The following is a 25,954-nucleotide window of genomic DNA, read 5'->3' as shown; positions in this document are numbered from 1 at the left end:
CTAGTTGAGGTTGAGTGGAGTTCGGTGCAGAACGACCTTGGTGGTGCGTTCCTGGTAGGCGGCGGGGGCGTCGTCCCAGTCGGCGAGCAAGGTGGTGACGCGTTCGGCTTCGAAACCCGTACGTGCGATGAAGTCGAGTAGTTCGGGGAGCACTGGGCGTACGTGCGAGACGCCAACCTGCAGGGTCGCGGAGGTGGCGTACATGTTCATCACGGGCAGTTTTGTGTTGGTGCGGACGTAATAGCCCGTGCCGACACACACCCCGCCGGGTGCGAGAGCGCGGAGCCCCTCGCGAAGGCCTCTGGCGCTGGAGGCTGCTTCGACGACAACGTCGTACCCCGATTGTCCGTTCGCGGAACCGCGTTTGCTTACCGCGTGGACGCGGGCGCCGAAGCCGGCGGCGATGGCGAGGCGGTCGTGGTCGTCGTCGGTGTAGTCGACCTCGGCCCCGTGAGCGACGGCGAGACCAGCGGCGTAGAGCCCGATGCTCTTGGCGCCGCCACCGAGCACGAGCACCTGACCGCCGGGCCGTTGCTCGAGGGCGGGGACCACGGTGCGCCACGCATCAGAGAGATTGTCACTTGCGGCGGCCACCCGTATCGGGTCGACCCCGGCCGGCAGTCTGACGAGCATGTGGTCGGCGTTCGGAATACGGAGCGTATCAGTGACCATGCCACCCCACGCTCCGCATTGGGGACCAAACCCGAACGCGGCCAACACTTTACCCGGACTGCTTGCAGACATCGTGGAGCACTTGGCTGTCAAGCCCTGCCGGCACCGTGGGCAGGTGCCGCAAGACAGGGCCCACGGAACGACCACAACGTCGCCGACCGCGAGATTCGTGACGTCGCTTCCCGTGGCGATGACTTGGGCGACGCATTCGTGCCCAATCCCGAACGGGCCTTGGAACGGTTGAGGTCCGGCGATGTGGCCGATGACGGGATCGATGAGACCCAGTTTGAGTCCGGCTTGCATCGGCCGGGATACCGGTCGATGCAATGGCAAGGTGTCGCCATCGCAGCGGCTTGCGACGAACGGACGCACGAGGGCGTCCGAGCTCGCCCGCAGGGTCGGCGCGGGTCGCTCGACCCACTGCAGACGACCTGTCCGTACGAAGGTCAGCTCACGCATCTGGCAGGGCGGATCGGCAGGCCGTACTGGGAGCCTGAGTGGTTCTTGCAGTTCGACGGGAGCCCGGCCCTACAACGCTCACAGGTATCGCATGCGATGTGCCACGCTACCGACACGACATCGCCGACCTCGAGGGTGCACTCGGCGCCGACTTCGACGACACGGGCAACGCACTCGTGGCCGATCCGGAACGGGCCCAGCATCGACAGGGGCACCTTCTCCTGGATCGTCCACTGATCCAGGTCGCAAATGGTGGCCGCGATGGGACGCACCAGAGCGTCAGTGGGGTCGACCATGGTGGGTGCGTCGACTTCGTCGAACCGCAATTCGCGGGGGCCGACAAAAGTCACGGTGCGCATGGAATGCTCCTGGTGTCGGGGACGATCTTGCCTCCAGTGTTCGTCGAACCGCACGCACCATCTTGTCCTCACGCGACAAAGCCTTGTCTTTACGCGACAATGTGAGGGCAGACCGCAATGCCGCTTGATGCCGGTCTTACGGCCTTGCTCCCCCGGCCGCATCGCTCGGTGCAAGAAGGGTCACGGCGTGCTCCGGATGGCTGACGGAACCGCGGCGCGGCAGCGTCTCTCGGCCTGGTGCGGACCGTCGCGCAGAACGACGGGCACACCGTTCGGACGATCGGCGCCCGCCGATTCGTGGCGGCGTTCGATCCCGACCACGACGATCCCGAACTGCTCCGCACCCTGATCCTGCTGCTTCGGACGGCCGCGCTCGCCGCGAGCGTGCGCACCGGCGGGCAGCTCGCAGCAGCCGAAGAGAAGATCGCGCTGGCGCTCGACGAGGTCGACAAACTCGACGAGGTGAAGAAGGCGGCGGGCGCTATCCAGAAGAGTGCAACGAAGATCGAAAGTTCTTGCAGTGGAATTCATGCCGGGATTCATCGGCTGCTCGCTGAGGCGACCGCCGCGATCACCGACGACACCGCTGCCCCGAGCGGCGACGACCAGCGCCGCGTAGCGTGACCAGCCGAACGGACGAGACCGTGAGCAAGCCGCGGACGGTCGCCGCGGACGTCAGCGACGATCTGGCCGGGCTGCCGCCGCCGCGAAACATCACGGCCTGCACCACCGGCAAGCTCGGTTATCCCGATCGAGACACCGCTGAGGCGTACTTGGCGAGCATGGATCGAAACAACAGCCGGCGGCGAGAACAACGCTCCTACCGATGCCAATTCTGCGGTAACTGGCACCTGACCAGTCGACCGTTCGTTCCGCGCGGCACGACCGACCGACCGGTTACACGGCTGAACAGCTAGAACCCGACTTTGCCGCGGACTTGGCCGGTGTCACCGTCTCCCGAGTAGGTCCAGGATCACGTCGCCCGCCCGCCGCCGGGTTCGGCCGGTCCACCGGGCGAGTGCGGCGTCGACCATTGCGGCACCGACCGTTTGCCGTGCCGCGTCCAGGTGGTCGGTGCTCCGCAGTGAGAGGTAGTCCTGCCGGGGGTGGGCCGCCAGCCCGGCCGCGAGCAGATCCAGCGAGTCACGCACCTCCCGGCCGATCGCCACCCCGTACGACCCGACCGCGATCGCGACGCTGCCCAATTGCGGTGTATCGCGGAATGTTCCGTACTGGACCCGCGCGCCGGACACCAGTTGCGGTACCAGATCGTCGATCTCGCGCGGGCGGCCCTCCAGTACGTGCGCGCCGATCACGTCGGACAGCAGCAACAGGCCCAGCGGCTCGGTCGGCGCTCCGCCGGCCACGACCGCCGACCGGAAGGTGGCCAGGGCCGCCTCCGGCCTACCCTCGGCGCGCTCGATCTCGCCCTGCGCCACCAACAGTGACGCGGATCGTTGATCGCCACCGAATCCCTCGGGCGCGTCCGGCGGCGGGCCGGAGGGCACCCGCCGGACCGAACCGAGTTCGGCGCGGGCCTCGTCGAGCCGCCCCGCTCCGACCAGGGCGGCGGCCAGATAAGCCCGCAATTGGTCCGCTTCGTCCCAGGCCTGCAACCGCTGCAGCTCTCCGATCGCAGCGCGGTAGTGCGTTACCGCTTCCTCGTGCCGCCCCGACTGCCCGCAGAGACTGCCCAGGTGCTGCAGGATCGCCGAGCGACCGAACGCGTTGCCGGGTTCGAGCAAGGGCAGGGCCCGCTCGGCGTCACGCCGGGAACCGTGGATATCGCCCAGGTTCTCCGAGATCTGTGCCCGCGTCTGCAGCGCGCTCGCCGCGACCTCCGGATCCGCGCTCCGCACCGCCTCGGCCAACCGACGCCCCGCGGTCCGCACATTCAGCCTGCCGCAGAGCAGTTCGGCGTGCAGCCGCACGCTCCCGGTCCAGTCGGTGCGGCTGTGCAGCAACGGCCGGATCCGGGACCGGACCAGCGCCAGCGGCCGCACCTGCCCGGCGAACAGCAGGTGACCGGCCGCCAACAGGTAACTCGTGGTCAACAGGTCCGCACTGATCCGGGTCCCGGCCGGGCGCGGGTCGAGCGCGAGCACCCGCGGCGCCACCGCAGCGACTTCGGAATGCGCGCCGCGCGCGACCCACAGGATCCCGAGCGCGGGAAAGACCGAGTACACGGTGCCCGCATCGCCGGTGTCCAGCCCGCGCCGCAGGATCGCGACCAGGTTGTCCTGCTCGGCCGCGACTGCCAGCACCGCGGCCACCTGCGCCGGGGAACCGAACCCGGCCCGCGCCTTGTCGACGAAATCGATGGCCCACAAAGCTGTTCCACGCTCGACCGCGTCCGCCTCGGCGGCTGCGGCGAGCTGCACCTCGCCGTATTCGCGCACGGTCTCCAGCATGTGGTAGCGGACCACACCGGTGTCGTCCTCGTCGACCGACAACAGCGACTGGCCGACCAGACCATCCAGGGCCGCAGGCACATCGGGGATATCCGGCCCGCCGGCTACCCGCTGGGCGGCGGCCAGGGTGAACCCGGCCGGGAACCGGCACAGCCGCCGCAAAGCCGCCTGCTCGGCGGGCACCAGCAGGTTCCAGCTCCAGTCGATCACCGCCTGCAGGGTGCGGTGCCGTTCCGGCGCGGTGCGGTCACCGCCGCGCAGGAACGCGAAGCGCTGGTCGAGCCGCGCACCGATCTCGGTGACGCTCATGGTGCGTACCCGCGCCGCCGCGAGCTCGATTGCCAGCGGCAGACCATCCAGGGTGCGGCACAACCCGGCGACCTGCGCGGAATCCAGCCGGACCGACGGCCGGACCGCCTGTGCCCGCTGCCGGAAAAGCTCCGCGGCCGGACCACCGTCGTCGTGGATCGCCAACGGCGGCAACGGGTACACCACCTCGGCAGCGATCGCCAACGGCGATCGGCTGGTGGTCAACACGGCGAGATCGGGGCAGGTGGCGATCAGGTCACCGACGATGTCGGCGACGGCCTCGATCACCTGCTCGCAGTTGTCCAGGATCAGCAGTGCCGGTTGCGCGGCCAACGACTCACGCAGCCGGTCCCCCAGGCCACGCACCCGGCCACGGCCGAGTGCGCCCGGCTGGCGATCGATCTCGCCGAGGCCGAGGGTCGCGCCGATTCCGGTGAGCACGCCGCTGCCGTCGCGCACCGGCGCCAGCTCGACCAGCACCACCCGACACCCGACCGCCCGGCGAATGCCGATCTCGTTGGCTACCCGGGTTTTTCCGGTTCCGCCCGGACCGAGCACGGTGACCACCCGGGAGCTCCGCAGCGCCGCATCCACCGCGGCGAGGTCCGCATCCCGGCCGAGCAGCACGTTCGGCGCGGCTCGCAGGCCGATCGCCCGGTGCGTCGGCGCAGCCGGACCCGACCCCTGGAGCGCTGCGGTGTTCAGCTCGACCAGCTCGGGCCCCGGATCGGCACCCAACTCCTCGGCAAGCCGGAATCGGATGCCGGCGAACACCGCCAACGCCTCGTTCGGCCGCCCGAGTGCGAGGAGCACAGACATCAGGCGCGCATGCGCCGGCTCGTCCAGGGGCGCCGCCACGGTGGCCGCGCGGGCCGGGGCGAGGGCACCGGACGGATCACCGGCCGCGAGACCGGCCTCGACCTCCAGCAGGTCCAGTTCGGCCCACAGCCGGTTTGCGGTCGCCGCAAGCTCGGCGGCCAGCGGTCCGGCGGGCAGGTCGGCGCCGGACTCCCCGCGCCGCAGCGCCCGCACCTGCCGGGCGATCCGCAGCTGCACTGCGGGTTCGGCGGTGGCGGCGCGGCGCAGCCGGTCCTGCGCAGCGGCCAGGTCCACCTGGTCCCGGCGCAACGCCAGCCGATATCCGGCCGGCCCCATCTCGATCGCGCCGTCGGGGAGCAGCGCGCGCAGCCGGGACACGTGGGTCTGTAACGCATTTGCCGGAGCCCTGGGCGGCCGGTCCCCCCACAGCTCGTCGATCAACGCCGCCGCACTGTGGCTGCGACCCGGGTCGATCGCCAACGCGGTCAGCAGCACCCGGGCGCGACCGCCCGAGAGCGCCGCCAGCTGCCCGTCCCGGCACACGGCGATCTCCCCCAACAGGCCGACGACGACCGGGACCGGATCGGAGAGGTCCGCGCCGCTGCCGGTATCGCCGCTGCTCATCACGATCGATCGTATGGCAGCCCCGGCTACGGCGCCGCCTCGGCCAAGTCGAGACAGAACCGCGTCGCGGCGGCACGTTCCCGAGCCGCGGCCACCTGTTCAGGGGTGATCGCCGACGGATCGCCGAGCTGTTCCCAGGGGAAGAGCGACAACCCGGAGTAGAGCAGCAGGCACAGCGCGTGGCAACGGCGGATCGCCTGCGGGTCGGTAGCGTCACCCTCGTCCCGGACCCCGGCGAGATACCCGGCGGTCACCGCCGCATCGATCGCGGGCAGGTCGGCGGCCGGCCGGCGACCCAACTGCACCTCACCGATCAGCAGTTGCCGGATGTCGAAGCCCAGCGGTTTGGGTGTCCAGAAGCCGAAGTCGATCAGGGTCAGCTCGTCGGTATCCGCCCGGACCAGCAGGTTGTTGGTGCTGGCATCACCATGCGACGCGGCGGACGGCAGCGCGTCCAGCTCGTCCGCGTAGGCCGGAACCGCATCCGCGGCGACCCGCAGCCGCTCGATCAACGCGCCGTCGAAACTCGCTGTGAGCAGCGGATGCAACCAGATCGCGTCGTCGAAGAGCATCGGCCGAACTTGGCTCATGAACCGTCCGTCGACGTAGGACCGGATCGGGTGGCTGGCCGGGTGCCCGCCGATGGCGTTCAGTTCCTGGACCGCCGGGCGGGCCGCCAGCCGGCCGATCGAGTGCGCGGCGCGACCGAGGTCGGCGACGGTCCAGGTGTGCGGCACCGCCGGCACTGCCTCCAGCCAGATCGCCGTCGAGAACTCGTCGAGCTCCCGGATCGCCGCGACCCGCGGCATGCGCAGCCCCGGCGGCAGCCGGTCGGCCAGATCCGAGGCATAGACCCGGGCTTCCGACCGCCACGGCACCGTGTCCGCGGCCCACTCCCGCAGGTGCGGGGGCACCATCGCGAACCGCGGCGAACGCGCGAACGACCGGACATGCTTGACGAAGAACCGGAACGGCTGCTCACCGTCGGGAGTGGCGACCGCCCCGTAGACCCAGTACCGGCCCGCCGTGGTGATCGCCTCGAGCTCGTAGGGCACCACCTCCGCGACGCAGCGCAGCAGCCGGACGGTATCCGGCGGATGGCCCAGCCACTCCGCGACGATCCGCTCCAGTTCGGCATCGCTCACCTCGGCGGGCCCCAACACGCTCCCGCGGCCCCCGACCTGTCCCGTGGTCATATGGTAAAGCTACTTGCCTATCTGCAGATGGTAAAGTTACTTTATGAAATCGGTCGACGAGTTGGTCGTGCCGGCCGAGCAGCACGTCCCGATGTGGATGGGCTTCCTCGCCCAGCAGATCCGCGAACAGTTCGCCGGCGAGGACTGGGGTGGGCTGCGCCAATCGCACCTGCGAGTGCTGACGTCGATCCCCACCGGTGGAGTGAACATCACCGAACTCGCCGAGCGGGTCGCGATGACCAAGCAGGGCTGCGGGCAGTTCGTCGGCCAACTCGCCGATGCCGGCCTGGTTCGGGTCCGGCCGGATCCCGCCGATCGGCGGGTGCGCACGGTGCAGCGCACCCGGGCCGGCGCCAGCATGGTCCGCCGCTACAGCCGCCGGATCGAGCAGATCGAACAAGACTGGGCGAGCGCCGTCGGGCCGGAGCGCTACGCCGTGTTCCGCGACGTCCTGCACAGCCTCGCCGCCGGCGGCGGCAACCCGTGAGTCGTTCTTCCGCCCGCCGATACTGCCGCGTGAGCAGGGTCAGGCGGCGCGATCGAGCAGCGCTTCCACCCGGACCCGCAACCCGTCCGCCGCGAGTCGCTCGGCCGCGAGCGCGGTGACGGTGCCGCCGGGCGCACGGCAGATCGCCAGCAGCAGGTGCTCGAGTTGGAGCGTCCGCTCCTGTCGGGCGATCGCCTCCCGCAACGACAGCTCGAGTGTCTTCTTCGCCGCGCGGGCGAACGGGATATGCCTACCCGGCCGCGGGCGTCCGAGTCGGGGCTGATCGACCGAACCCGCTGCGTAGAGGGCCTCCGGGCCGAAGGTACCGGCAATGGCGTCGCGCACCGCGTCCAGATCGATCCCGATCGACCGCAGTGCCTCGGCGTCTTCACTGCCGAGCGGCTCCGCCGACGCGTCGGCGAGCTCACGCCGCAGCCCGTCGAGCGTGAATCCGGCGTCGTCGAGCAGCGCGCGCAGATCTCCCTCCGCGGCCCGCACCACGCCGAGCAGCAGGTGCTCGATGTCGATCCGCGGCGCGCGTAGCTCCCGCGCCTCGTCCTGCGCCTGCACGACGGCGGCCCGCGCCGCACGGCTGAATCTCTCGAACATCATCGCCCCCTGCGGGTGTGCTTCTGGTGCACCGCCTGCCGACTGACTTCCAGCGCGTCGGCGATCGCCTGCCAGGACCATCCCTGAGCACGGGCATTGGTGACCTGGATCCATTCCAGCCGGTCGAGCAACCGACGAAGGGCCAGCACCGCCCGCAACCCCACAGCTGGGTCGGAACTGCCGGTAGCGGCAGCCAGGTCGGTGGCCTCGGACATGCCGTCAACCTACATTGACGGGCACCTCACGTCAACTCCCATTGACGCCGCCCGTGCAAATTCGGGGCGAGGAACGGATCAGGCCAACGGGTCGAGCAGCGGGAGCCCATAACGTACGAATCCGCGATCGCGGGTGACCATGGTGGCGCCGTACTCGAGCGCCACCGCGGCCAGGTACGCATCCGGAACATCGTTTCCGCGGAGGCGGTGCGAGGTCACCAGGCCGGTGAAGATCGGCCAGTGCCGGGTGCCCGGCCGGAGCAACGCGACCGACGGCGCGCCGAGCAGTGCGTCGCAGTACTCGACCGCCCCGGCCGGCGTGGCGGGTGTCGCGTAAACCCTCGGGTTGGTCGCGATCCGGATGACGCCGGCAAGTACGACGTCACATATCGCCAGGCGTTCTCGGCCGATCCGGGACCGCAGCCAGGAGCCGATTGCGCGGGCCTCATCGGATTCGGTGTCCCGGAAACCTTGCAGGACGATGTTGACGTCCAGGAACAACAAGCTCACCGAGTGCCATCGCCGTCGAGCAGATCCGCCATGAGCTCTTTGTCGTACAGATCGACACCAGGCCGGAGCGCGGGATCCTCGGGGCGGAACGACGGCAGCTCGAAGTCCGCGGCAGCAGCCGAACCCGCGTGCTCGACCAACAGCTTGCGCAGGGCCTCCTCCAGCACGGATCCGATCGTCGCGCCGGCGGCGCATGCAAGGATCGAGACATGGCAACTCCCGCCCAATGGCTCGAGGGCGCCCGCCCGCGCACCCTCCCGAACGCCGTCGCCCCGGTGATCACCGGCACCGGCGCCGCCGCGTCGCTGAACGCCACGGTGTGGTGGAAGGCGCTGCTCGCGCTGGTCGTCGCGGTGGCGTTCGTCGTCGGAGTGAACTACGCCAACGACTACTCCGACGGCATCCGGGGCACCGACGACGAGCGGGTCGGCCCGCTTCGGCTGGTCGGCGCCGGGCTGGCCCGCCCGGCCGCGGTCCGCACCGCCGCGTTCGCCTGTCTGGGCGTCGGCGCAGCCGCGGGCCTCGCGTTGGCTGCGAGCACCGCGTGGTGGCTGGTGCTGGTCGGCGCCGGCTGCATCGCCGCCGCGTGGTTCTACACGGGTGGCCGAAACCCGTACGGATACCGCGGTTTCGGCGAGATCGCCGTCTTCGTCTGCTTCGGCCTGGTCGCCGTGCTGGGCACCCAGTTCGTGCAGGCCGAACGCATCGACTGGGTGGGTCTGATCGCCGCGGTGGCGATCGGCTGCTTCTCCTGCGCCGTGCTGGTCACCAACAACCTGCGCGACATCCCGACCGATATCACTTCCGGCAAAACCACTCTCGCGGTGCGGCTGGGTGATCCCCGGACCCGCACGCTGCACCTGGTGCTGCTGGTGGTGCCGTTCCTGGCGAGCCTGGTCCTCGCCGCCCGGACCCCCTGGGCGCTGAGCGGACTGATCGCGCTGCCGATGGCGATCACCGCGAACGCCCCGGTGCGCCGGGGCGCGGGCGGTCCGGGACTGATCCCGGCACTGCGCGACACCGGGATAGCGATGCTTGCCTGGGCCGCGGCCACCGCGCTCGCGCTCGGTCTCGGCTGATCCGCGACGATCCTGCTCGGACGGCGAGCAGGATCGTCCCCGATCTGTATCAGCTGCCGAGCAGCCCCTTGGCGATGTGGGTCACCTGGATCTCGTTGCTCCCGGCGTAGATCATCAGCGACTTGGCGTCGCGGGCCAGTTGCTCGACCCGGTACTCGGTCATGTAACCGTTGCCGCCGAACAACTGCACCGCCTCCATCGCGACGTCGGTCGCTGCTTCCGAGGAGTAGAGCTTCATCGCCGAGGCTTCGGCCAAGGTCGGCCGCTTGCCCGCCTTGAACCCTTCCAACGCCTGGAACACCATGTTCTGCACGTTCATCCGGGCGATCTCCATCTTCGCCAGCTTCAGCTGGATCAGCTGGAACCGGCCGATCTCCTGACCCCAGAGCTTGCGCGACTTGGCGTAGTCGATGCAGAGGCGGTGACACTCGTCGATGATGCCCAGCGACAGGAACGCGATTCCGACCCGTTCGGCGACGAAGTTGTCCCGCGCGCTCTCCCGGCCGTCACCGCCCTTGTGCTCCTCCGTCTCACCGAGCAACCGGTCCGGGGTGATCCGGACATTGTCGAAGAAGAGTTCTCCGGTGGGCGAGGAGTGCATGCCCATCTTCTTGAACGGCTTGCCCTGGGTGAGTCCGTCCATTCCCGAGTCCAGGACGAACGCCAGCACCTTGCGGTCCCGCTTGTCCGCGACCTCGCCGTCGTCCAGCTTGGCGTAGACCACGAGCGTGTCCGCGTACGGACCGTTGGTGATGAAGGTCTTCTGCCCGTTGAGGATGTAGTCCGAACCGTCCCGGCGGACGTAGCTCTTCATCCCGCCGAACGCGTCCGACCCCGAGTCCGGCTCGGTGATCGCCCAGGCCGCGACCTTGCGCAGGGTGACCAGATCCGGCAGCCACCGTTCCTGCTGCGCGAGCGTGCCGCGGGCCGCGATGGTGCCGGCGCCGAGGCCCAGCGAGACGCCGATCGCCGCCATCACCCCGAGGCTCACCCCGGCCATCTCCTTGAGCACCATCACGCCGGCCCCGAGCTGGGCGGAAAGGTCGCCCAGACCGCCACCGTCGGCCGCCTTTTCCGGCTTCGGCTCGCCGGCCGCTATCCGCTCCTGCTTGCGTCGCTCCCGCTCCAGGTAGCCCTTGACCGCCTCGGCGGCGAGCGCATCGAGGCCGAACTCGCTCCACAACTTGCGGGCGACATCGTAGGGCGGGAGATCTCCGTGCTCGAGCTCGTCGATCCGGGGACGGACTTCCCTGTCGATGAACACCCGCACGGAATCCCGCATGAGCAGGTCGATTTCGGACCATTCGATCATGGCAGCCGCCCCGCGATGTCGTCGATCGCCCAGGCGCCGTCGGTCTCGATCGTCTTCACGTCGTGCCAACCGCCCAGTTCCGAGATCGCACCGCCCTGAACCGCGAAGACCTTCCCATTGATCGGGCACTTCTCGGTGGCGAGGTAGGCGACCACCGGCGAGATGTTGGCCGGGCTGAACGCGTCGAACTCGCCGTCGGGCACCTCCTGCGCGAACAGGGCACCCATCCCCGGTGTCGCCAGGGTCAGCCGGGTCCGGGCGATCGGCGCGATCGCGTTGACCCGGACCCCGTATCGCTCCAGCTCCTCGGCGGCGACCAGGGTCAGCGCGGCGATCCCGGCCTTGGCGGCGCCGTAGTTGGCCTGACCCGCATTCGGCAGCGTGGTGCCCGATGCCGACGCCGTATTGATCACCGCGGCGTTCGGCTGGTTGCCCGCCTTCGACTGCGCTTTCCAGTAGGCGGCGGCGTGGTGCAGCACCGCCGCATGACCTTTCAGGTGTACCGCGATCACGGCATCCCACTGGGCTTCCTCGATACCGGCGAGGAAGGCGTCGCGCAGGATTCCCGCGTTGTTCACCACCACGTCGAGTCCGCCGAAATCGGCGATCGCCTGGTCCACCAGGCTCTTCGCGCCGTCCCAGGTCGCCACGTTGTCGGTGTTCGCGGCGGCTTTCCCACCGGCGGCGACGATCTCGTCGACCACCGCCTGGGCCGGACCGGTGTCGCTGCCCTCGCCGGCATTGCTGCCACCCAGGTCGTTGACCACCACCGACGCGCCCTCCCGCGCGAACAGCAGCGCGTGCTCGCGGCCGATCCCCCGGCCGGCGCCGGTGACGATCGCCACCCGCCCGTCGAGTGCTCCCATCGAAATCTCCTAATCCCTGATTACGGCGAGGCCGTCGGTGATGACCGGATCATCACCGCGCACGGTCTCGAACTGGTAGGTGGTGTATCCGTCCGCGGCCGAGCGCCGGTAGATCCGGGTCTCCAGGTCGTCACCGGGCAGCACCAGGTCGGCGAACCGGACCGCGAACCGGCGCAGCCGGGAGACGTCCGAGCCGGCGACCTCGGTCAGCACCGCCCAGGAGGTGAACGCCATCGTGCACAGGCCGTGCGCGATGATCCCGGGTAGGCCGGTGCTGCGCGCGACCTCGTCGTCCAGGTGGATCGGCATCGGATCCCCCGACGCCGGGGCGTACCGGAACGTCTGGTCGGCGTCGATGTGCTGGGCGACGGTGGCCACCGGTCCCGCCGCCCGCAGCGACTCGTCGAACTTGTGCTCGGGGGCGAGTTCGCCGACGGTGCGTCCCGGACTCATTCCCCGGACGAACGTCGTCACGTACTGCTCGTTGACCAGTTCTCCGTCCTCGGTCCGGCACTCCAGCACGATCGCGGCCCGGGTTCCCTTTTCCAACGACTCGTAACCGGTCATCCGCGCCCGCGATACCAGCCGGTCGCCCGGCCGGATCGGTCGGTGAAAGTGGAAATCCTGCTCGCCGTGCACGATCCGGGGAATGGCTGCGACCGGGAACACCTCCACGGCCGGCACCATCAGCGATTCGAAGACCGGGACGATCGCGAATACCGGCGGCGCGACCTCACCGGCCAGGTGTGCGGGAATCGGATCGTTGGTCGCCTTCGCGTATTCGGTGATCCGTTCCTGCGTTACCTCGAATCGCTCGTCCTCGCCCCAGTTGCCGAGCTGGGAATCGTCGAACTCGACCTGTCGGACGGTCATCGTCAGGCCGTTGCCGCAGCCAGCGCACTCAGCTGGTCGAGCGACTTGTCCAACTGGCTCGCGCCATCCTTCTCGACCGCCTTGGCCAGCGCACCCTTGATCAGCGCGCCTTCGAAGTCACCGGCGACGGTGAACTTGGACCCGTCGTCCTCCGGTTCGACGGTGAAGGTGAAGTCGCACTTCACCCCGGCCAAACCGGTGCCGGTCAGGCTGAGCGAGCGCGGCGGATCGATCTGCGTCACCGTCCACTCGATCTTGTTCGCCATGCCGAGCATCACGATCTTGGCGACCAGCTTCGACCCCTCGGCGAGTTGGGTGGGCGGCTCCTCCATCCACTTCTCGTGGATCGAAAACCACTTGTCCCACGTGGACGTATCCGAGACCGTCGCCCAGATCGCGTCGGGGGTGGCGTCCAGGTGCCGAGTAGCTTCGATGTGTCCCATGGTTGTTCCTTCTTTCGGTGAGCCGGACGGATTCAGCGATCGGCGCGCTGATAAGCGGTCACGACGGCGGCACCGCCGAGCCCGATGTTGTGTTGCAGGGCCGCGGTCACCCCGGCCACCTGACGTTTGTCCGCGTCGCCGCGTAACTGCCAGGTCAGCTCGGCGCACTGCGCGAGGCCGGTGGCGCCCAGCGGATGCCCCTTGGAGATCAGCCCGCCGGACGGATTCACCACCCAGCGGCCGCCGTAGGTGGTGTCGCCGGAGTCGACCAGCTTGCCCGCCTCACCCTCGGCACACAGACCGAGCGCCTCGTAGAGCAGCAGTTCGTTCGCGGAGAAGCAGTCGTGCAGCTCGATCACCTGGAAGTCGTCCGCGCCCAGCCCAGCCTGGTCGTAGACCCGTTGCGCGGCATGCACGTTCATGTCGTAGCCGATGATCGAGCGGCAGGTGCCGTCGAAGGTGCTGGCGAAGTCCGTGGTCATCGCCTGTCCGACGATCTCCACCGCGCGCTCGGCCAGCCCGTGTCGGTCGACGAACGCTGCCGAGGCGAGGATCGCCGCGCCGGACCCGTCCGAGGTCGGGGAACACTGCAGCTTGGTCAGCGGGTCGTAGATCATCCGCGAGTCGAGGATCTCGTCCAACGTGTACTCGTCCTGGAACTGCGCATACGGGTTGTTCACCGAGTGCTTGTGGTTCTTCAGCCCGATCTTCGCGAACTGTTCGGCGGTGGTGCCGTACCGCTGCATGTGTTCGCGACCGGCGGCGCCGAACATCCACGGAGCGGGCGGGAAGAGCACCTCGCTGATCTCGGCCAGCGCGAGGATGTGCCGTTCCATCGGCTGCGCCCGGTCGTCGTAGGTCGAGCCCAGCGAACCCGGTTGCATCTTCTCGAACCCGAGGGCGATCGTGCAGTCGGCCAGCCCGCCGCGGATCGCCTGGGCGGCGAGATAGAGCGCGGTGGAGCCGGTCGAGCAGTTGTTGTTCACGTTGACGACCGGGATTCCGGTCATCCCGAGTTCGTAGAGCGCCCGTTGACCCGCGGTGGACTCGCCGTACACGTAGCCGACGTAGCCCTGCTCGACCTGGTCGTAGGAGATGCCGGCATCGGTGAGCGCCTTGGTGCCGGCCTCGCGCGCCATATCCGGGTAGTCCCACGCACTCCCGTCCTCGTTCGTCCGCCGACCCGGCTTCTCGAACTTGGTCATGCCGACGCCGACGACGAAGACTCGGTTCACCATCCGGCACCTCCTCGGATCTGCCGACGCAAGCCTGATGACATACGTCGTAACTGGTGACGACCGTATTCAAGTTAGCTCTGCGGACGCACGTCGTCAAGATATTGCGGAAACCTGCCGGGCTCGGGTTACTCTGGGCCTTCGCCGTTGCCGACCAGGACTCCTCGATGCCGCCAAGCAGATCCGATCCAGCCAAACGCACCTGGGGCGGCACCACCCTGGACGAACGACGGACCGTGCGGCGGGCGACGTTCATCGCGGCAGCACTGGAATTGATCGGCGAGCACGGCAGCTCCGCCGTCACCGTCCGGTCGCTGTGCCGGCGCACCGGCCTGACCGACCGCTACTTCTACGAGAGCTTCGACAGCCGGGAGGAACTGCTGCGCGCGCTCTATCGGCAGACCGCGGAGGAGGCGCACACCCGAATGGCCGAAGCGGTCGCCGCGACCGAGCCCGACAACCCGGAGGAGTTCGCGCGCGCGGCCCTGGAGACCTTCGTACAGCTGGTGGTCGACGATCCCCGCAAGGGCCGGTTGCTGACCGTCGAGCCGCTGGCCGATTCGGCCTACGGCGACGTGGCGATGGAGACCGCGTCGGCATTCAGCAAGTTGCTGAGCAGCCGGCTACCGCGCGCCGGTTCCGGCACCCGACGCGCGGTCGCGGTGATCGCCCTGACCGGCTCGCTGGCCGCCCTGCTGTCGTCCTGGCTGCAGGGCAACTTGACGATCACCCGCGATGAATTGGTAAATCAGGCAACCGAATTCGTGGTGCAGACGTTCCAGACTGCCGCGCTCAACGCCGAGCCGGAGCCGGCACGAAAGCGCCGAGCACCCAGTTCACCAGAGCGATGACCAATCCGCCCCAGACCGCCGGCCAGAATCCGTCCACCCGCAGGCCGTAGTCGGTCAGTTCGCTCAGCTTCGCGGTGAGCAGCAGCATCAAGGCGTTGATCACCAGCAGGAACAGCCCCAGTGTGAGCACCACCAGCGGCAGCGACAACAACGTGAGCAGCGGCTTGACGACCGCATTCACCGCACTGAATACGATGGCGACCACCAAGACGACGATCACCTTGCCCCAGTCACCGTGTTCGGCCGGGCTGAGGATTCCGATCCCGGAAACCCAGATCGACGCCAGCCAGATGGCGATCGCATTGCAGATCCAGAGCAACGGTGCACGCATGAGACCATCATGCTCCTCGGCCTACGCTTCCGTCGCGCGTTCGCGTCGGCGCAACCGGTACACCGGAGATCAACCAGTCCAACGCCCGGTCGCGACGAACCGGTCGAGCACCGCCGTCGCCGGCTCCAGGTCGAAACCCTGCCCCGCCACCCATTCGTCGTCGAAGTAGGTGTCGGCGTAGCGATCGCCGCCGTCGCAGAGCAAGGTGACCACACTGCCCGGACGGCCCGCGGCGAGCATCTCGGCGACGAGCGCGAACGCGCCCCACAGGTTGGTCCCGGTCGAGCCGCCCACCCGGCGGCCCAGCGCGCGGCCGGCGTACCGGGCGGTGGCGATCGACGCCGCATCCGGCACCTGGATCATCCGGTCCACCACCTCCGGCACGAACGACGGTTCCACCCGGGGACGGCCGATCCCCTCGATCCGCGACGCCGCCCCCGTCGTGTGGTTTCGGTCGCCGGCAAGGTATCCGCCGTAGAACGCGGAGTTCTCCGGATCGACCACCGCCAGCCGGGTGGCATGCCGCCGGTACCGGACATAGCGCCCGATCGTGGCGCTGGTACCGCCGGTCCCCGCGCCGACCACGATCCACTCCGGTACCGGATGCGCCTCGTGCAGCAGCTGACCGAAGATCGACTCGGCGATGTTGTTGTTGCCGCGCCAATCGGTGGCCCGTTCGGCATAGCTGAACTGATCGAGGTAGTGGCCGCCGCAGGCATCGGCCAGCCGCGCCGCCTCGGCGTAGATGTCCGCAGCATGCAATACCAGATGACACCGCCCGCCCTGGGCCTCGATCAATGCGATCTTGCTCGGGCTGGTCCCGCCGGGCATCACGGCGACGAACTCCAAGCCGAGCAACTTGGCGAAGTACGCCTCACTGACCGCGGTCGAACCCGACGATGCCTCCACGACCGTGGTCCGCTCCCCGATCCAGCCGTTGCACAGCCCGTACAGGAACAACGAACGCGCCAACCGGTGTTTCAGACTGCCGGTGATGTGGGTGGATTCGTCCTTGACGTAGAGCTGCACCGGCCAGGCGTCCGGCAACGGATAGCGAAGCAGGTGGGTGTCGGCGCTGCGTTGGGCGTCCGCCTCGATCAACCGGACGGCATTGTTCATCCACTCCCGGTCGGCGTTCATCCACTCCCGGTCGGCGTTCATCCGGTCCGGGTCGGCGCCGCGCCGGCCGGGAGTCACGCGGGCGGACCTTCACCTCGCAGCTTGGCCCGCAGATCTGCCTTGTCGTGTCGGCGCCGCTCGTCGACCCGGGCGATGGACTCGTTCACCCGGGCGCGCAACGACCGGAACAGGACCATCGACAGGGGCAGCGCCAGCAGCACCGCAAACAGCAATGCCACGATCAGCGGTACCGCGACTCCGAACAGGTGCGTTATCCCGACGATCAAGGCAGTCAGAACGACGACCAGACCCAACCGGGCGACGGTATAGAGCGCCAGGTCGACGGCCAGCCGACGACCGGCAGCAGGCGGCGCAGACGAGGTTTCGGACATAGCCAGAGCGTAGGCGATCGCGCCGACCCGCCCCCGGCGGCTGACCGATTTGTCCATTACCTCCCCTTTACCAAGTTTAGATTGTTCGAGTAACCAGCACCTTCGGTGCCACGATGGGTTCACCGCCGAGACCGAACCCCGAAGGGAATCCGATGAGTGCACCGGCCGTTTCGAGCCCAGAGCCACTGTTGACCCCGGGGCAGGTTGCCGCGCTGTTCCACGTCGATCCGAAGACCGTGACCCGCTGGGCGCATGCCGGCCGGCTCGGCTCACTGCGCACCCCGGGCGGACATCGCCGCTTCCGCAAAACCGAGGTGATGGCGCTGCTGGAATCACTGACCCAGCCCGCTACCCGCTGACCCGCGGTACCGGCCGAAACACGGCTGTCCCCGACCGGCCCGCACGACTACTCTCGAAGTAGTAGGAGGTGAGTGTCGTGGGCTTACTGTTGGCACTGATCGCGCTGATAGTGGTTGCGGTGCTGTGGTGGAAGGCATTCGGCCCGAAGCGACCCGGGCCGGGGCGGGTGATCGGGCCGGACGATGATCCGGACTTCATCTGGCGAATCGGTCGGCAGTCGCGGACCGACGGTCCTGCCGGGCCGGTCGATCCGAGCGACTGACCGAACACCACCGCATCTACCGTTATCGAATTGTGAGCGGCAGGTATTTCCTGTCCCGCGGTCGGAAAAATCTCCCGGCTCCGTGCCCCTCGCCGAAAACAGCGGAGCCGGCCGGACTCCGGCCCCGGCTGCGCACCACTTCGCCCGGCTAATTATCCACCTTGGTTGAATCCAGCATCATCGGCCCCAGGTTTTGCTCGGCAACCTGGACTCGACCCAGGGATGGCGATGCCCGAAGATAGCTGGCATGCCCGGATCAAGATCACCTTCGACGCCGGTACACGTACCGATCGCCAAGGTGACAGCCTCGGACTCCTATGCCGAGCGCTATCGAGTCCTGATCGAGCAGGCTGCCGACGACTTCTTCATGCACGACGATCAGGGCAACATCCTCGACGTCAACGAGCACGCCTGCAGTAGCACCGGCTTTTCCCGCGACGAGCTGCTCGGCATGCACGTATTCGAGATCGCGGTGGTCACCCCGGAATTTGCCCGCAGTCTCTGGGCAAACACCGAGCCCGGACTCTCCTCGCTCAATCGGACCGAACATCGCCGTAAGGACGGCAGCACCTATCTGGTCGAGATGCGGATCAGCTGCGAACTGGTCGACGGAAAAAAGATCTTCTTCGGGCTCGGTCGCGACATCACCGAACAGGTCGCCGCCGAAGAACGGATCCAAGAGCTCAACACCCAGCTCGAACGCCGGGTGCTCGAGACCACCGAGCGGTGGCGCCAGTCCTCCAGCATTCTGCAGGCGGTCATGGACGCCGCGCCCGACCTGGTGTTCGTCAAGGACTGCGACGGCCGCTACATCTTCGTCAACAAGGCCGCGGCGAAGGTCAAGGGAATGCCGGCCGACCAGGTGATCGGCAAGGACGACAGGTCCTTCTTCGGCGCCGATCTGGCCCGCGAGGTGATGGCCGCCGACCAGGCGGTGATGGCCGGCGGCCACCCGCAGGAGATCGAAGAACACCTGATCGTGGACGGTGAGCCGCGGACCTACCTGTCGCAGACCGCGCCCTACTACGACAGCGACGGTGCCATCGCCGGCATCATGGGCATCTCCCGCGATGTCACCGCGGCGCGCCGGGCCGAGCAGGAGCTGCAACGGAGCGAGGCCCGGTGGCAGTTCGCCATCGATCGGCCCGGCGACGGCATCTGGGACTGGGATATCCGCACCGGCGACGTGTACTACTCCGACCACTGGAAGCGAATGCTCGGCTACCACGCCGACGATGCCGGGCCGACCTTCGACGAGTGGCTCGACCGGATGGACCCGGCGCACCGAACGGACGTCCAGGACGCGATGTTCGCGCACCTGCGCGGCGAGATCCCCGAGTTCAGCGAGGAGTACCGGGCACACACCACAACCGGCGAACTGCGCTGGATCCACGGTCGGGGCCGGGTGATCGAACGAGACGACGACGGCCGCCCCCTGCGGATGGTCGGCACCCAGACCGACATCACCGAACGGCGCGCGAGCGAGGCGGCGTTCCGCAAGATCAGCCAGCGGCTGCAGCTGGCCAACCGGGTCAGCGGGCTCGGGGTCTGGGAATGCCCGGACGTGCACGACGACCGGCTGGAGTGGGACGAGCAGATGTACCCGATCTACGGCTTGCGGCCGACCGAATACGACGGCTCGGTGCAGCAGTGGCTGGCCCGGCTGCATCCGGACGACCTGCCCCGGGTCCGCGCGGAGCGGGAGGACCGGCTGACCGATCTCACCGCACCGACCTTCGAGACCGAGTACCGCATCCGCCGACCGGACGGCGCGATCCGCCACGTTCGGTCCCAAGCCCAGATCTTCCGCGACGAGCACGGCGATGCGGTGTCCATGCTCGGCGTGAACCGGGATATCACCACCGAGCGGAACTCCGCGGAGACCCTGCGTCGGGCAAAGGAGGACGCCGAGGCCGCCGAACGGGCCAAGAGCGAGTTCCTCGCCATGATGAGCCACGAGATCCGCACCCCGATGAACGGCGTGATCGGGATGACCCGCCTTGCGCTGCAGACCGACCTGCCGCCGAAAGCCCGGGACTACCTGCGCAAGGTCGAGCGGTCCGCGCAGAACCTGATCACGATCATCAACGACATCCTGGACTTTTCCAAGATCGAAGCCGGCAAGGTGGAGCTGGAGGAGGTCGAGTTCGCGCTCGACTCGGTGCTGGAATCGATCTCCGCGGCCACCGCGGTCAAGGCCGAACAGAAGGGTCTCGAAGTCGGCTACTCGATCGGCGACGACGTGCCGGCCCGACTGATCGGCGATCCGCTGCGGCTCGGCCAAGTGCTGATCAACCTGGTGGGCAACGCGATCAAGTTCACCGAAAGCGGGTCGGTGATCGTCGCCATCTCCGTGGTCCGAACCCATCCGGACGCCGCGGTCACGCTCTCGGTGGCGGTGCGCGACACCGGTATCGGCATGGACGACACCCAGATGGCGAAGCTGTTCCAGGCGTTCTCCCAGGCCGACACCGGGGTCACCCGGCACTACGGCGGCACCGGCCTCGGGCTGGCCATCTGCAAGCAGATCGTGGAGCTGATGCACGGCACGATCGGGGTGCGGAGCACCGTCGGGGTCGGCAGCACCTTCGAGTTCACCGCCGACCTGCGGCTGCCCGCCGCCTCGGCCGAGCCGATCGCGGTCCGCCCGCCGCAACTGGTCGGCAAGCGGGTGCTGGTCACCGACGACAGCGAGGCGGCCCGCGAGATCCTGGTGCCGATCCTGCGTGGGTTCGGCATGGACGTCGCCGCAGCAGATTCCGGCTATGCGGCACTGCGCCTGCTCAACGATGCCGACCGGCACCGGCAACCGTACGACCTGGTGTTGATGGACTGGCAGATGCCCGGAATGGACGGCTTGGCGGCCGCTCAGATCATTCGGGAAACCCCCTCGCTGAACCGGATCCCCGCCGTCCTGATGGTCACCGCCTACTGCCGCGAAGAGGTGTTGAACCGGGCCGATCAGCTCGGCCTGCAAGGCGTGCTGGTCAAGCCGGTCACCCACTCGATGATGTTCGACACGCTGGCCGGCGTGCTCGCCCCGGCCGCCGCAGGCGCCGCGAGGCCCGCCGATACCGAACCCGGATTGCCGGCGCGGCAGGCATTCCCGACCCTCGCCGGACGCCGGGCACTCGTGGTGGACGACAACATCTTCAACCGGGAGGTGGCAGCCGGCTTCCTCGCCGAGGTGGGCGTCGAGTCCGATTGCGCGGTCGACGGCAACGATGCGCTCGGCTGGCTCGACCGCGGCGGTCGGTACGACGTCGTGCTGATGGACGTGCAGATGCCGGTGATGGACGGCTACGAGACGTCGCGGGAGGTCCGCAACCGGCCGGAATGGGCCGACATCCCGATCATCGCGCTGACCGCGCATGCCCGCGCCGAGGACCGGCAACGCAGCGCGGATGCCGGCATGGACGGGCATCTGACCAAGCCGATCGACGAGCAGGCGCTCTACACGATGCTGACCGACATGCTGCGCGGCGCCGCGGCAGTCCGAACCCCCGGGGACCCATCTGTCGCACCGGCCCCGAACATCGGGAGCGACCCGGCCCGCGGCGGCGACGACCGGCACGTCGACCTGGTCGCGGCACTGGAGCGCCTGGGCGGACGGCAGGAGCTGCTGGCCCGTCTCGTCGACAGCTTCGTCCAGGATTTCGGCAGCACACCGGACCGGATGGTGGAGCAGTACGCGCTCGGTCACGCCGCCGAGGTCGCCGGATTTGCGCACGCGGTCCGCGGCGCCGCGTCCTATCTGCACGCGGACGCCCTGTGTGCGATCGCAAGCGAGCTGGAGGACACGGTCCGGCGGAGTGGCCTGGAAACCACCGGCGCGCTGGTGGACGGCTTCGTCGCCCACCTGAAGCTGGTACTCGACGAACTGGGCGACGGCCGGGCCGAACCGCCCGCAGCGCCGCCGGTGGCATCGGCGCCGGCGGTGGACACCACCGAGCTGCTCCGCCTGGTCGACTCGGCCGACCAGCTGATCGGCACCGGCGACTACTCCGCTCAATCGATCCTCAGCGAAATCGAGTCCCGTACTTCTGGAACCCACCTGGCCAGCTCGGCCACCCGGATCCGGCAGCTCTTCGACCAGCTCGAGCTGGACGAAGCGCAACTCGCACTGCGCAGCTTCCGCGCCGCCGCCGGCGCCCGATCCGGGAGTACTGCATGACACAGTCAGGTAGCACAGCGGCCAAACCCACCGTGCTCATCGTCGACGACGACGGGGTGAACCGGACCCTCCTCGCCGAGCTGCTGCACGAGGAATGCCGGGTCGTGCTGGCCAAGGACGGCAGCTCGGCCATCGGCCGCGCCCAGGCCGAAGCCGAGATCGACCTGATCCTGCTGGATATCTCGATGCCGGACATGGACGGCTACGAGGTGCTCAAGCGGCTGCGGTGGATTCCGGCGACCAAACGCACCCCGGTGATCTTCATCAGCGCCGCGATCGAGGCCGAGAGCGAGGAGCGCGGACTGCAGCTCGGCGCCGTGGACTACGTGCACAAACCGATCCGGCCGGTGATCGTCCGCGCCCGGGTACGCAACCACCTCGAGCTGGTAACCCACCGCAAAGAGCTGGAACGGCTCGCCGATCGCGACGGACTGACCGGCATCGCCAACCGCCGCCGCTTCGACGAGGCCTACGACCTGGCCTGGCGACGAGCCAGCCGGATCGGCCAACCGCTGAACATCGCCATGATCGACGTCGACCATTTCAAGCGGTACAACGATCTCTACGGCCATGTCGCCGGCGACGAGGCGCTGCGCGAGATCGCCCAGGTGATCGACCGATACGCGACCGGCACCTGGGATATCGCCGCCCGCTACGGCGGCGAGGAGTTCGTGCTGCTGCTGTCGGGCGAGGTCGCGTTCGGCGCGATCTTGAGCCGGCTGCACGGCGACGTCGCGTCCCTGCGGCTGACCTTCGACCACAGCGGCGGTGACGACGTCCTGCTCGCCACGGTCAGCTGCGGCGGGGTCACCGCGATCACCCGGACGATCGCCTCGCCGTCCGCCCTGCTCCGCGAGGCGGATGCGCTGCTGTACCAAGCGAAACGGGAGGGGCGGAACCGGGTGCTGGTGCGCGGGGACACCGCCGCGGTGGACGCCGGGTCCGCGGTATGAACCCCGCCGAGTCGATCAGCCGGCGAAGATCATGCAGCTCGAGGTCGCGTGGGCGACCAGCTTGCCGTACTCGTCGGTGAGATCGGCCCGCGCCAGCGCGGTCCGCCGGCCGCGCTGGATGATCGTCCCGACGCAGGTCAGCAGGCCGGAGTCGACGGTGACCGGGCGGAGGAACTTGACCGTCAGATCCAGTGAGGTGTACCCCTCGCCGACCGCGAGCGTCGAATGCACCGCACAACCACAGGCGGTGTCCAGCAAGGTCGCGATCACACCACCGTGCACGCCCCCCAGCGGGTTGTAGTGGAAAGCGGCGGAAGGCATCTCGACGACCACCCGACCTCGCTCCGCGCGTAGATCGGTGATCCCGACGGTGTCCATGATCGGCGGGTGCGGCAATCTCCCGTCACCCATCGCGAGCAGCTGACCGAGTCCGTCCAGCGTGGCCAGCTCGGCAAGGTCGCCCTGGCCGGGTACGGCCCAGGTCACGGTCCGGCTCTCGGTGACGAAATCGCCGTGACCGCGGGTATCGAGCGTCGTCTGTGTCATACCGCGAGACTCGCAGATCGACCTGAGTCTGTCAACTAGACTCAGGATCGCCGACCCGGCCTATGCTGTACCCATGACCACCGAATCGCGACCTGCGGCACTCGACTGGTCGACCGAGAACTGCACCATCGCCGCCGCCATGCGCATCCTGGGGGAACGCTCGACACTGGCCGTGCTGCGCGAAGTGTTCAACGGGGTGCGCCGCTTCGACGACATCCGGTCGCACGCACACCTCCCCCGGCAGGTGCTCACGAACCGCCTGGCGATGCTGGTCGACGCCGAGATCCTGCGCCGGGTGCCGTATCGCGTGGACGGCGCCCGCACCCGCTACGAGTACCGGCTGACCGACAAGGGCCTGGATCTGTACCCCGTGCTCGCCGCGGTGAAAGCGTGGGGCGACCGCTATCTCGCCGGCCCGGGCGGACCGCCGATGGAGCTGTCGCACCGCGACTGCGGCGCGCCGACCGAGGTACACCTGGATTGCACCGCCGGACACCGGCTCCGCCCCCGCGACGTCGCGCCGCGACCCGGGCCCGGCGCAACCCGAATCAGCGTCGCGGCGCCAGAATGACCACCGGGATCTCCCGATCGGTCCACTCGGCATATTTGGCGAAGTCGGCATAACTGTCGACCAACCGAGGCCAGAGCTCGGCGCGTTCGACCGACGTCGCCGGTCGCGCCCGCACCGGCCGACCCGTCTCGCCGCGCAGCCGCACGACCGTGTCCGGGTGGGCGAGCAGGTTCGCATACCACTGCGGGTTCTTCGGCATGCCGCCCTGCGAGGCCACGATGACCAGGTTCGGGCCGTCGGCCAGGTAGAGCAACGGGGTGGTGAACAGCTTGCCGGACATGCGGCCCCGATGCTGCAGCAGCAGCGTCGGCGCCGGCTTGGCGAATCCCGCACCCACCCGCCAGCTACTGCCCACCCGACCGTCGGTCAGCTGGAACACCCGCACGTGCGCACGGGCGGCATACTTCATCAACCGCACCACGATCGGCGAATCGAGCCCGGCCGGGCGCTGGTCGGGCAAGGCGAAGCGGCTCACCGGGCGTCCTCCTCGGACAGATGTGATCAGGTCGGCCGAGGTTCGACGAGCAGACCGCGTAGCACGAGTTTCTCGATGTATTCCATCGCGACCTCCACGGTTTCCTCCCGTCGGACGCTGCGCCGGAGCAGGATGTTGTTGGTGTAGGCGACCGCGATCTCCGCCGGCTCGAGGTCGTCGACGAAGACTCCGGCCGCCTGGCCGGATTGGACCACATCGACAATCATCCCGGGCAGGAACAGCTCGTCGCGGACGCCGGTGTGCTGTGCCGGTGACCGGGTCGGGTCCAGGCTGATGATCAGTATCAGCGCATCGAACATGCTCTGCTGTCCGCTCACCGCAGCCGCCAGCCGATGGCCGGCCCGGCGCACGATCTCGGCCGGGCCCAAGTGCAGCTTCACGTCACCGTCGATCCGGCGTTTCAGTTGGGCAGCGGTCGGTGACAGCGCGGCCGTCACGATGTCGGCATTCGACGGGAACAGCCGTTGCAGCACGTCGACAGCCACGCCGGCGCGGGCCGCGATATGACCGGGCCCGGTGGCGAAATAGCCCCGTTGCGCGAACTCGGCTTCCGCCGCCTCGATCAACGCCTGCACCGGATCGTCCGGCAGCTCGTCCAGCTCGCCGCGGCCTCGGCTCCGCCGGGCGGCCTCGACCAGCGGGGTGAGCACGTCGTCGATCTGCTCGAAGGCCTGTCCGAGGTCGGCAATCGAGCCGAGCAGGGCGAGCACGGCTTCACCGAAGAGCTCGGGCGACACCGCATCCGGATCCAGTCGGGAGCGCAGCACCAGTCCCTCGACCAGCGCGGTGAGCACCACCGACAAGCTTGCGTGGGTGAAGGGCTGGCGCAGCCCGGCCCCCCACCCCTGCAGCAGGCGGGCGTTCGCCTCGGTGGCGATCCGCTCTGTGCCGGCGTAATACGCACGCGCGTCGGAGATCGCGCCGTTGCGTCCACTGCTCAACGCGCACAACAGAAATCGGAGCCGAGTCGCCGGATCCTCGGACAGCCGCTGGTACTCCCGGCGGCAGACCGCGCGGACCAGCGGCCGCGGATCTCCGTCGGCTTCGACCAGCTGGCCGGCGATCGCGGCACCCATGCCGGCACGCAGCTGTTCCGAATGGTCGGGCAGCAGCGACGACATCAGCTCATCCAGGTAGGCCTTCTTGCCGCCGCGGATACCGGCTCGACTCGGATACGCGTTGTGGAAGGTCTGGGTGGACAGCCCGGCCCGGGTCGCAACGTCACCGACGGTGAGCCCGTTGAGCAGGAGCTCGGCATCTGCTTCGGCAAGCAACTCGCGACCGGCGGCCAACAAACGGCCGCGGGTCGAGTCGGCAATCGCAGTCATGCCGATGCCTCCGTTGCTTGATTTGACTATCCCTGATTTATCAATATCTTGAGTTCGAGGTCAAGTCGACCGAAGAACAAGTTCCAATGGTTG

The 25,954-nt window shown here is 68.6% G+C and carries 29 protein-coding genes and 2 pseudogenes; 12 read left to right on the top strand and 19 right to left on the bottom strand.

The genetic code is table 11. The features are described from left to right. Window positions 1-1,131 (bottom strand): alcohol dehydrogenase catalytic domain-containing protein, encoded by a 1,131-nt coding sequence (locus KV203_RS03180; RefSeq protein WP_066466738.1) that lies wholly within the window; start codon window positions 1,129-1,131, stop codon window positions 1-3. Further along, the gene (locus KV203_RS03175) at window positions 1,119-1,490 is read right to left on the bottom strand and encodes an alcohol dehydrogenase catalytic domain-containing protein (protein WP_066466739.1); all 372 of its coding nucleotides are present in this window, start codon (window positions 1,488-1,490) and stop codon (window positions 1,119-1,121) included. Before KV203_RS03175 ends, KV203_RS03180 begins: the two co-directional genes overlap by 13 nt. Window positions 1,491-1,727: 237 nt before the next feature. Between KV203_RS03175 and KV203_RS03170 the strand changes: the two genes are divergently transcribed. Together KV203_RS03170 and KV203_RS03165 are read left to right on the top strand one after the other, a co-directional pair. Beyond that, window positions 1,728-2,114 (top strand): hypothetical protein, encoded by a 387-nt coding sequence (locus KV203_RS03170; protein ID WP_066466740.1) that lies wholly within the window; start codon window positions 1,728-1,730, stop codon window positions 2,112-2,114. 20 nt (window positions 2,115-2,134) lie between these two features. Further along, a complete protein-coding gene (locus KV203_RS03165) occupies window positions 2,135-2,407 on the top strand; it encodes a hypothetical protein (RefSeq protein ID WP_157079629.1) in 273 nt (90 codons plus the stop codon). A gap of 30 nt (window positions 2,408-2,437) precedes the next feature. On the opposite strand, the gene KV203_RS03160 is transcribed toward KV203_RS03165, so the two are convergent. Together KV203_RS03160 and KV203_RS03155 are read right to left on the bottom strand one after the other, a co-directional pair. Next, the gene (locus KV203_RS03160; protein WP_066466742.1) at window positions 2,438-5,653 is read right to left on the bottom strand and encodes an AfsR/SARP family transcriptional regulator; all 3,216 of its coding nucleotides are present in this window, start codon (window positions 5,651-5,653) and stop codon (window positions 2,438-2,440) included. Window positions 5,654-5,679: 26 nt separating this feature from the next. After that, entirely contained in the window at window positions 5,680-6,849 is a 1,170-nt protein-coding gene (locus KV203_RS03155) for a phosphotransferase (protein WP_157079630.1), read from the bottom strand. 43 nt (window positions 6,850-6,892) lie between these two features. On the opposite strand from KV203_RS03155, the gene KV203_RS03150 reads away from it, so the two are divergent. Then, window positions 6,893-7,336, top strand: coding sequence for a MarR family winged helix-turn-helix transcriptional regulator (locus KV203_RS03150; RefSeq protein ID WP_066466744.1), 444 nt, complete (start codon window positions 6,893-6,895; stop codon window positions 7,334-7,336). A 39-nt stretch (window positions 7,337-7,375) separates the two neighbouring features. Here the strand turns inward: KV203_RS03150 and KV203_RS03145 are convergent, their stop codons facing one another. The 4 genes from KV203_RS03145 to KV203_RS03130 form a co-directional block, all read right to left on the bottom strand. Beyond that, on the bottom strand, window positions 7,376-7,945 hold the full coding sequence (locus tag KV203_RS03145) for a Clp protease N-terminal domain-containing protein (RefSeq protein WP_066467089.1): 570 nt from the start codon (window positions 7,943-7,945) through the stop codon (window positions 7,376-7,378). Next, the gene (locus KV203_RS03140; protein WP_066466745.1) at window positions 7,945-8,160 is read right to left on the bottom strand and encodes a hypothetical protein; all 216 of its coding nucleotides are present in this window, start codon (window positions 8,158-8,160) and stop codon (window positions 7,945-7,947) included. Before KV203_RS03140 ends, KV203_RS03145 begins: the two co-directional genes overlap by 1 nt. Window positions 8,161-8,238: 78 nt before the next feature. Further along, a complete protein-coding gene (locus tag KV203_RS03135; RefSeq protein ID WP_066466746.1) occupies window positions 8,239-8,670 on the bottom strand; it encodes a TA system VapC family ribonuclease toxin in 432 nt (143 codons plus the stop codon). Further along, window positions 8,667-8,837: a hypothetical protein gene (locus KV203_RS03130; protein ID WP_169797437.1), complete on the bottom strand. Its 171-nt coding sequence runs from the start codon at window positions 8,835-8,837 to the stop codon at window positions 8,667-8,669. Before KV203_RS03130 ends, KV203_RS03135 begins: the two co-directional genes overlap by 4 nt. Window positions 8,838-8,879: 42 nt before the next feature. Between KV203_RS03130 and KV203_RS03125 the strand changes: the two genes are divergently transcribed. Continuing rightward, on the top strand, window positions 8,880-9,749 hold the full coding sequence (locus KV203_RS03125; protein ID WP_066466747.1) for a 1,4-dihydroxy-2-naphthoate polyprenyltransferase: 870 nt from the start codon (window positions 8,880-8,882) through the stop codon (window positions 9,747-9,749). A 49-nt stretch (window positions 9,750-9,798) separates the two neighbouring features. On the opposite strand, the gene KV203_RS03120 is transcribed toward KV203_RS03125, so the two are convergent. The 5 genes from KV203_RS03120 to KV203_RS03100 are packed head-to-tail and all read right to left on the bottom strand — an operon-like array spanning window position 9,799 to window position 14,481. Beyond that, on the bottom strand, window positions 9,799-11,061 hold the full coding sequence (locus KV203_RS03120; RefSeq protein WP_066466748.1) for an acyl-CoA dehydrogenase family protein: 1,263 nt from the start codon (window positions 11,059-11,061) through the stop codon (window positions 9,799-9,801). After that, on the bottom strand, window positions 11,058-11,927 hold the full coding sequence (locus KV203_RS03115; protein ID WP_066466749.1) for an SDR family oxidoreductase: 870 nt from the start codon (window positions 11,925-11,927) through the stop codon (window positions 11,058-11,060). The genes KV203_RS03120 and KV203_RS03115 overlap by 4 nt, the downstream gene beginning before the upstream one ends. A 9-nt stretch (window positions 11,928-11,936) precedes the next feature. Further along, the gene (locus KV203_RS03110; protein WP_066466750.1) at window positions 11,937-12,800 is read right to left on the bottom strand and encodes a MaoC/PaaZ C-terminal domain-containing protein; all 864 of its coding nucleotides are present in this window, start codon (window positions 12,798-12,800) and stop codon (window positions 11,937-11,939) included. A 2-nt stretch (window positions 12,801-12,802) separates the two neighbouring features. Beyond that, entirely contained in the window at window positions 12,803-13,243 is a 441-nt protein-coding gene (locus tag KV203_RS03105; protein WP_066466751.1) for a type II toxin-antitoxin system Rv0910 family toxin, read from the bottom strand. A 32-nt stretch (window positions 13,244-13,275) separates the two neighbouring features. After that, on the bottom strand, window positions 13,276-14,481 hold the full coding sequence (locus KV203_RS03100; RefSeq protein ID WP_066466752.1) for a lipid-transfer protein: 1,206 nt from the start codon (window positions 14,479-14,481) through the stop codon (window positions 13,276-13,278). A 164-nt stretch (window positions 14,482-14,645) separates the two neighbouring features. On the opposite strand from KV203_RS03100, the gene KV203_RS03095 reads away from it, so the two are divergent. Continuing rightward, the gene (locus KV203_RS03095; RefSeq protein WP_083529797.1) at window positions 14,646-15,329 is read left to right on the top strand and encodes a TetR/AcrR family transcriptional regulator; all 684 of its coding nucleotides are present in this window, start codon (window positions 14,646-14,648) and stop codon (window positions 15,327-15,329) included. Here the strand turns inward: KV203_RS03095 and KV203_RS03090 are convergent. The 3 genes from KV203_RS03090 to KV203_RS03080 all read right to left on the bottom strand — a co-directional run bounded on the left by KV203_RS03090 (window position 15,271) and on the right by KV203_RS03080 (window position 17,171). Then, the gene (locus KV203_RS03090; RefSeq protein WP_066466754.1) at window positions 15,271-15,660 is read right to left on the bottom strand and encodes a phage holin family protein; all 390 of its coding nucleotides are present in this window, start codon (window positions 15,658-15,660) and stop codon (window positions 15,271-15,273) included. The two genes, KV203_RS03095 and KV203_RS03090, sit on opposite strands and share 59 nt — an antisense overlap. A 69-nt stretch (window positions 15,661-15,729) precedes the next feature. Next, window positions 15,730-16,821, bottom strand: a complete 1,092-nt coding sequence (gene cds1, locus KV203_RS03085; protein WP_066466755.1) for an L-cysteine desulfhydrase Cds1 — start codon at window positions 16,819-16,821, stop codon at window positions 15,730-15,732. A 32-nt stretch (window positions 16,822-16,853) separates the two neighbouring features. Beyond that, window positions 16,854-17,171, bottom strand: coding sequence for a DUF4229 domain-containing protein (locus tag KV203_RS03080; RefSeq protein WP_066467090.1), 318 nt, complete (start codon window positions 17,169-17,171; stop codon window positions 16,854-16,856). Between the two features lie 152 nt (window positions 17,172-17,323). Between KV203_RS03080 and KV203_RS03075 the strand changes: the two genes are divergently transcribed. The 6 genes and pseudogenes from KV203_RS03075 to KV203_RS03060 all read left to right on the top strand — a co-directional run bounded on the left by KV203_RS03075 (window position 17,324) and on the right by KV203_RS03060 (window position 22,920). Then, entirely contained in the window at window positions 17,324-17,530 is a 207-nt protein-coding gene (locus KV203_RS03075) for a BldC family transcriptional regulator (RefSeq protein WP_066466756.1), read from the top strand. Window positions 17,531-17,607: 77 nt separating this feature from the next. Further along, entirely contained in the window at window positions 17,608-17,793 is a 186-nt protein-coding gene (locus KV203_RS03070) for a hypothetical protein (RefSeq protein ID WP_083529726.1), read from the top strand. Window positions 17,794-18,040: 247 nt separating this feature from the next. Then, a pseudogene (locus tag KV203_RS20045) lies at window positions 18,041-19,855 on the top strand (PAS domain-containing protein); the annotation flags it as partial. A gap of 63 nt (window positions 19,856-19,918) precedes the next feature. Next, window positions 19,919-20,377: pseudogene (locus KV203_RS20040) on the top strand (ATP-binding protein); the annotation flags it as partial. Next, window positions 20,351-21,967 (top strand): response regulator, encoded by a 1,617-nt coding sequence (locus tag KV203_RS20035; RefSeq protein ID WP_425516898.1) that lies wholly within the window; start codon window positions 20,351-20,353, stop codon window positions 21,965-21,967. The pseudogene KV203_RS20040 and the gene KV203_RS20035, both read left to right, overlap by 27 nt. Then, window positions 21,964-22,920, top strand: coding sequence for a diguanylate cyclase (locus KV203_RS03060; protein WP_066466759.1), 957 nt, complete (start codon window positions 21,964-21,966; stop codon window positions 22,918-22,920). Before KV203_RS20035 ends, KV203_RS03060 begins: the two co-directional genes overlap by 4 nt. A 15-nt stretch (window positions 22,921-22,935) precedes the next feature. On the opposite strand, the gene KV203_RS03055 is transcribed toward KV203_RS03060, so the two are convergent. Continuing rightward, complete coding sequence (locus KV203_RS03055; protein ID WP_066466760.1) at window positions 22,936-23,466, bottom strand: PaaI family thioesterase; 531 nt, start codon at window positions 23,464-23,466, stop codon at window positions 22,936-22,938. Window positions 23,467-23,539: 73 nt separating this feature from the next. Between KV203_RS03055 and KV203_RS03050 the strand changes: the two genes are divergently transcribed. Continuing rightward, entirely contained in the window at window positions 23,540-24,037 is a 498-nt protein-coding gene (locus KV203_RS03050) for a winged helix-turn-helix transcriptional regulator (RefSeq protein WP_066466761.1), read from the top strand. Here KV203_RS03050 and KV203_RS03045 read toward each other — a convergent pair. Together KV203_RS03045 and KV203_RS03040 are read right to left on the bottom strand one after the other, a co-directional pair. Next, the gene (locus KV203_RS03045) at window positions 24,015-24,446 is read right to left on the bottom strand and encodes a nitroreductase/quinone reductase family protein (RefSeq protein ID WP_217995935.1); all 432 of its coding nucleotides are present in this window, start codon (window positions 24,444-24,446) and stop codon (window positions 24,015-24,017) included. The two genes, KV203_RS03050 and KV203_RS03045, sit on opposite strands and share 23 nt — an antisense overlap. Before the next feature lie 92 nt (window positions 24,447-24,538). Further along, window positions 24,539-25,861, bottom strand: coding sequence for a TetR/AcrR family transcriptional regulator (locus KV203_RS03040; RefSeq protein ID WP_066466763.1), 1,323 nt, complete (start codon window positions 25,859-25,861; stop codon window positions 24,539-24,541). Window positions 25,862-25,954 lie beyond the last annotated feature (93 nt).

It is taken from the genome of Skermania piniformis, from assembly GCF_019285775.1.
Classification (GTDB): Bacteria; Actinomycetota; Actinomycetes; order Mycobacteriales; family Mycobacteriaceae; genus Skermania; species Skermania pinensis.
The sequence above is the reverse complement of the archived record's forward strand: the minus strand, read 5'-3'. Positions and strand labels throughout refer to the sequence as shown.

Bases quoted from the DNA above. Each gene is read 5' to 3' on its own strand.
- KV203_RS03040 (WP_066466763.1), bottom strand. From the start codon at position 25,861: ATGACTGCGATTGCCGACTCGACCCGCGGCCGTTTGTTGGCCGCCGGT.
- KV203_RS03100 (WP_066466752.1), bottom strand. From the start codon at position 14,481: ATGGTGAACCGAGTCTTCGTCGTCGGCGTCGGCATGACCAAGTTCGAG.
- KV203_RS03180 (WP_066466738.1), bottom strand. From the start codon at position 1,131: ATGCGTGAGCTGACCTTCGTACGGACAGGTCGTCTGCAGTGGGTCGAG.
- KV203_RS03140 (WP_066466745.1), bottom strand. From the start codon at position 8,160: ATGTCCGAGGCCACCGACCTGGCTGCCGCTACCGGCAGTTCCGACCCA.
- KV203_RS03125 (WP_066466747.1), top strand. From the start codon at position 8,880: ATGGCAACTCCCGCCCAATGGCTCGAGGGCGCCCGCCCGCGCACCCTC.
- KV203_RS03155 (WP_157079630.1), bottom strand. From the start codon at position 6,849: ATGACCACGGGACAGGTCGGGGGCCGCGGGAGCGTGTTGGGGCCCGCC.
- KV203_RS03160 (WP_066466742.1), bottom strand. From the start codon at position 5,653: ATGAGCAGCGGCGATACCGGCAGCGGCGCGGACCTCTCCGATCCGGTC.
- KV203_RS03120 (WP_066466748.1), bottom strand. From the start codon at position 11,061: ATGATCGAATGGTCCGAAATCGACCTGCTCATGCGGGATTCCGTGCGG.
- KV203_RS03110 (WP_066466750.1), bottom strand. From the start codon at position 12,800: ATGACCGTCCGACAGGTCGAGTTCGACGATTCCCAGCTCGGCAACTGG.
- KV203_RS03050 (WP_066466761.1), top strand. From the start codon at position 23,540: ATGACCACCGAATCGCGACCTGCGGCACTCGACTGGTCGACCGAGAAC.
- KV203_RS03150 (WP_066466744.1), top strand. From the start codon at position 6,893: ATGAAATCGGTCGACGAGTTGGTCGTGCCGGCCGAGCAGCACGTCCCG.
- KV203_RS03145 (WP_066467089.1), bottom strand. From the start codon at position 7,945: ATGTTCGAGAGATTCAGCCGTGCGGCGCGGGCCGCCGTCGTGCAGGCG.
- KV203_RS03105 (WP_066466751.1), bottom strand. From the start codon at position 13,243: ATGGGACACATCGAAGCTACTCGGCACCTGGACGCCACCCCCGACGCG.
- KV203_RS03045 (WP_217995935.1), bottom strand. From the start codon at position 24,446: ATGAAGTATGCCGCCCGTGCGCACGTGCGGGTGTTCCAGCTGACCGAC.
- KV203_RS03090 (WP_066466754.1), bottom strand. From the start codon at position 15,660: ATGCGTGCACCGTTGCTCTGGATCTGCAATGCGATCGCCATCTGGCTG.
- KV203_RS03175 (WP_066466739.1), bottom strand. From the start codon at position 1,490: ATGCGCACCGTGACTTTTGTCGGCCCCCGCGAATTGCGGTTCGACGAA.
- cds1 (WP_066466755.1), bottom strand. From the start codon at position 16,821: ATGAACGCCGACCGGGAGTGGATGAACGCCGACCGGGAGTGGATGAAC.
- KV203_RS03055 (WP_066466760.1), bottom strand. From the start codon at position 23,466: ATGACACAGACGACGCTCGATACCCGCGGTCACGGCGATTTCGTCACC.
- KV203_RS03095 (WP_083529797.1), top strand. From the start codon at position 14,646: ATGCCGCCAAGCAGATCCGATCCAGCCAAACGCACCTGGGGCGGCACC.
- KV203_RS03075 (WP_066466756.1), top strand. From the start codon at position 17,324: ATGAGTGCACCGGCCGTTTCGAGCCCAGAGCCACTGTTGACCCCGGGG.
- KV203_RS03115 (WP_066466749.1), bottom strand. From the start codon at position 11,927: ATGGGAGCACTCGACGGGCGGGTGGCGATCGTCACCGGCGCCGGCCGG.
- KV203_RS03060 (WP_066466759.1), top strand. From the start codon at position 21,964: ATGACACAGTCAGGTAGCACAGCGGCCAAACCCACCGTGCTCATCGTC.
- KV203_RS03080 (WP_066467090.1), bottom strand. From the start codon at position 17,171: ATGTCCGAAACCTCGTCTGCGCCGCCTGCTGCCGGTCGTCGGCTGGCC.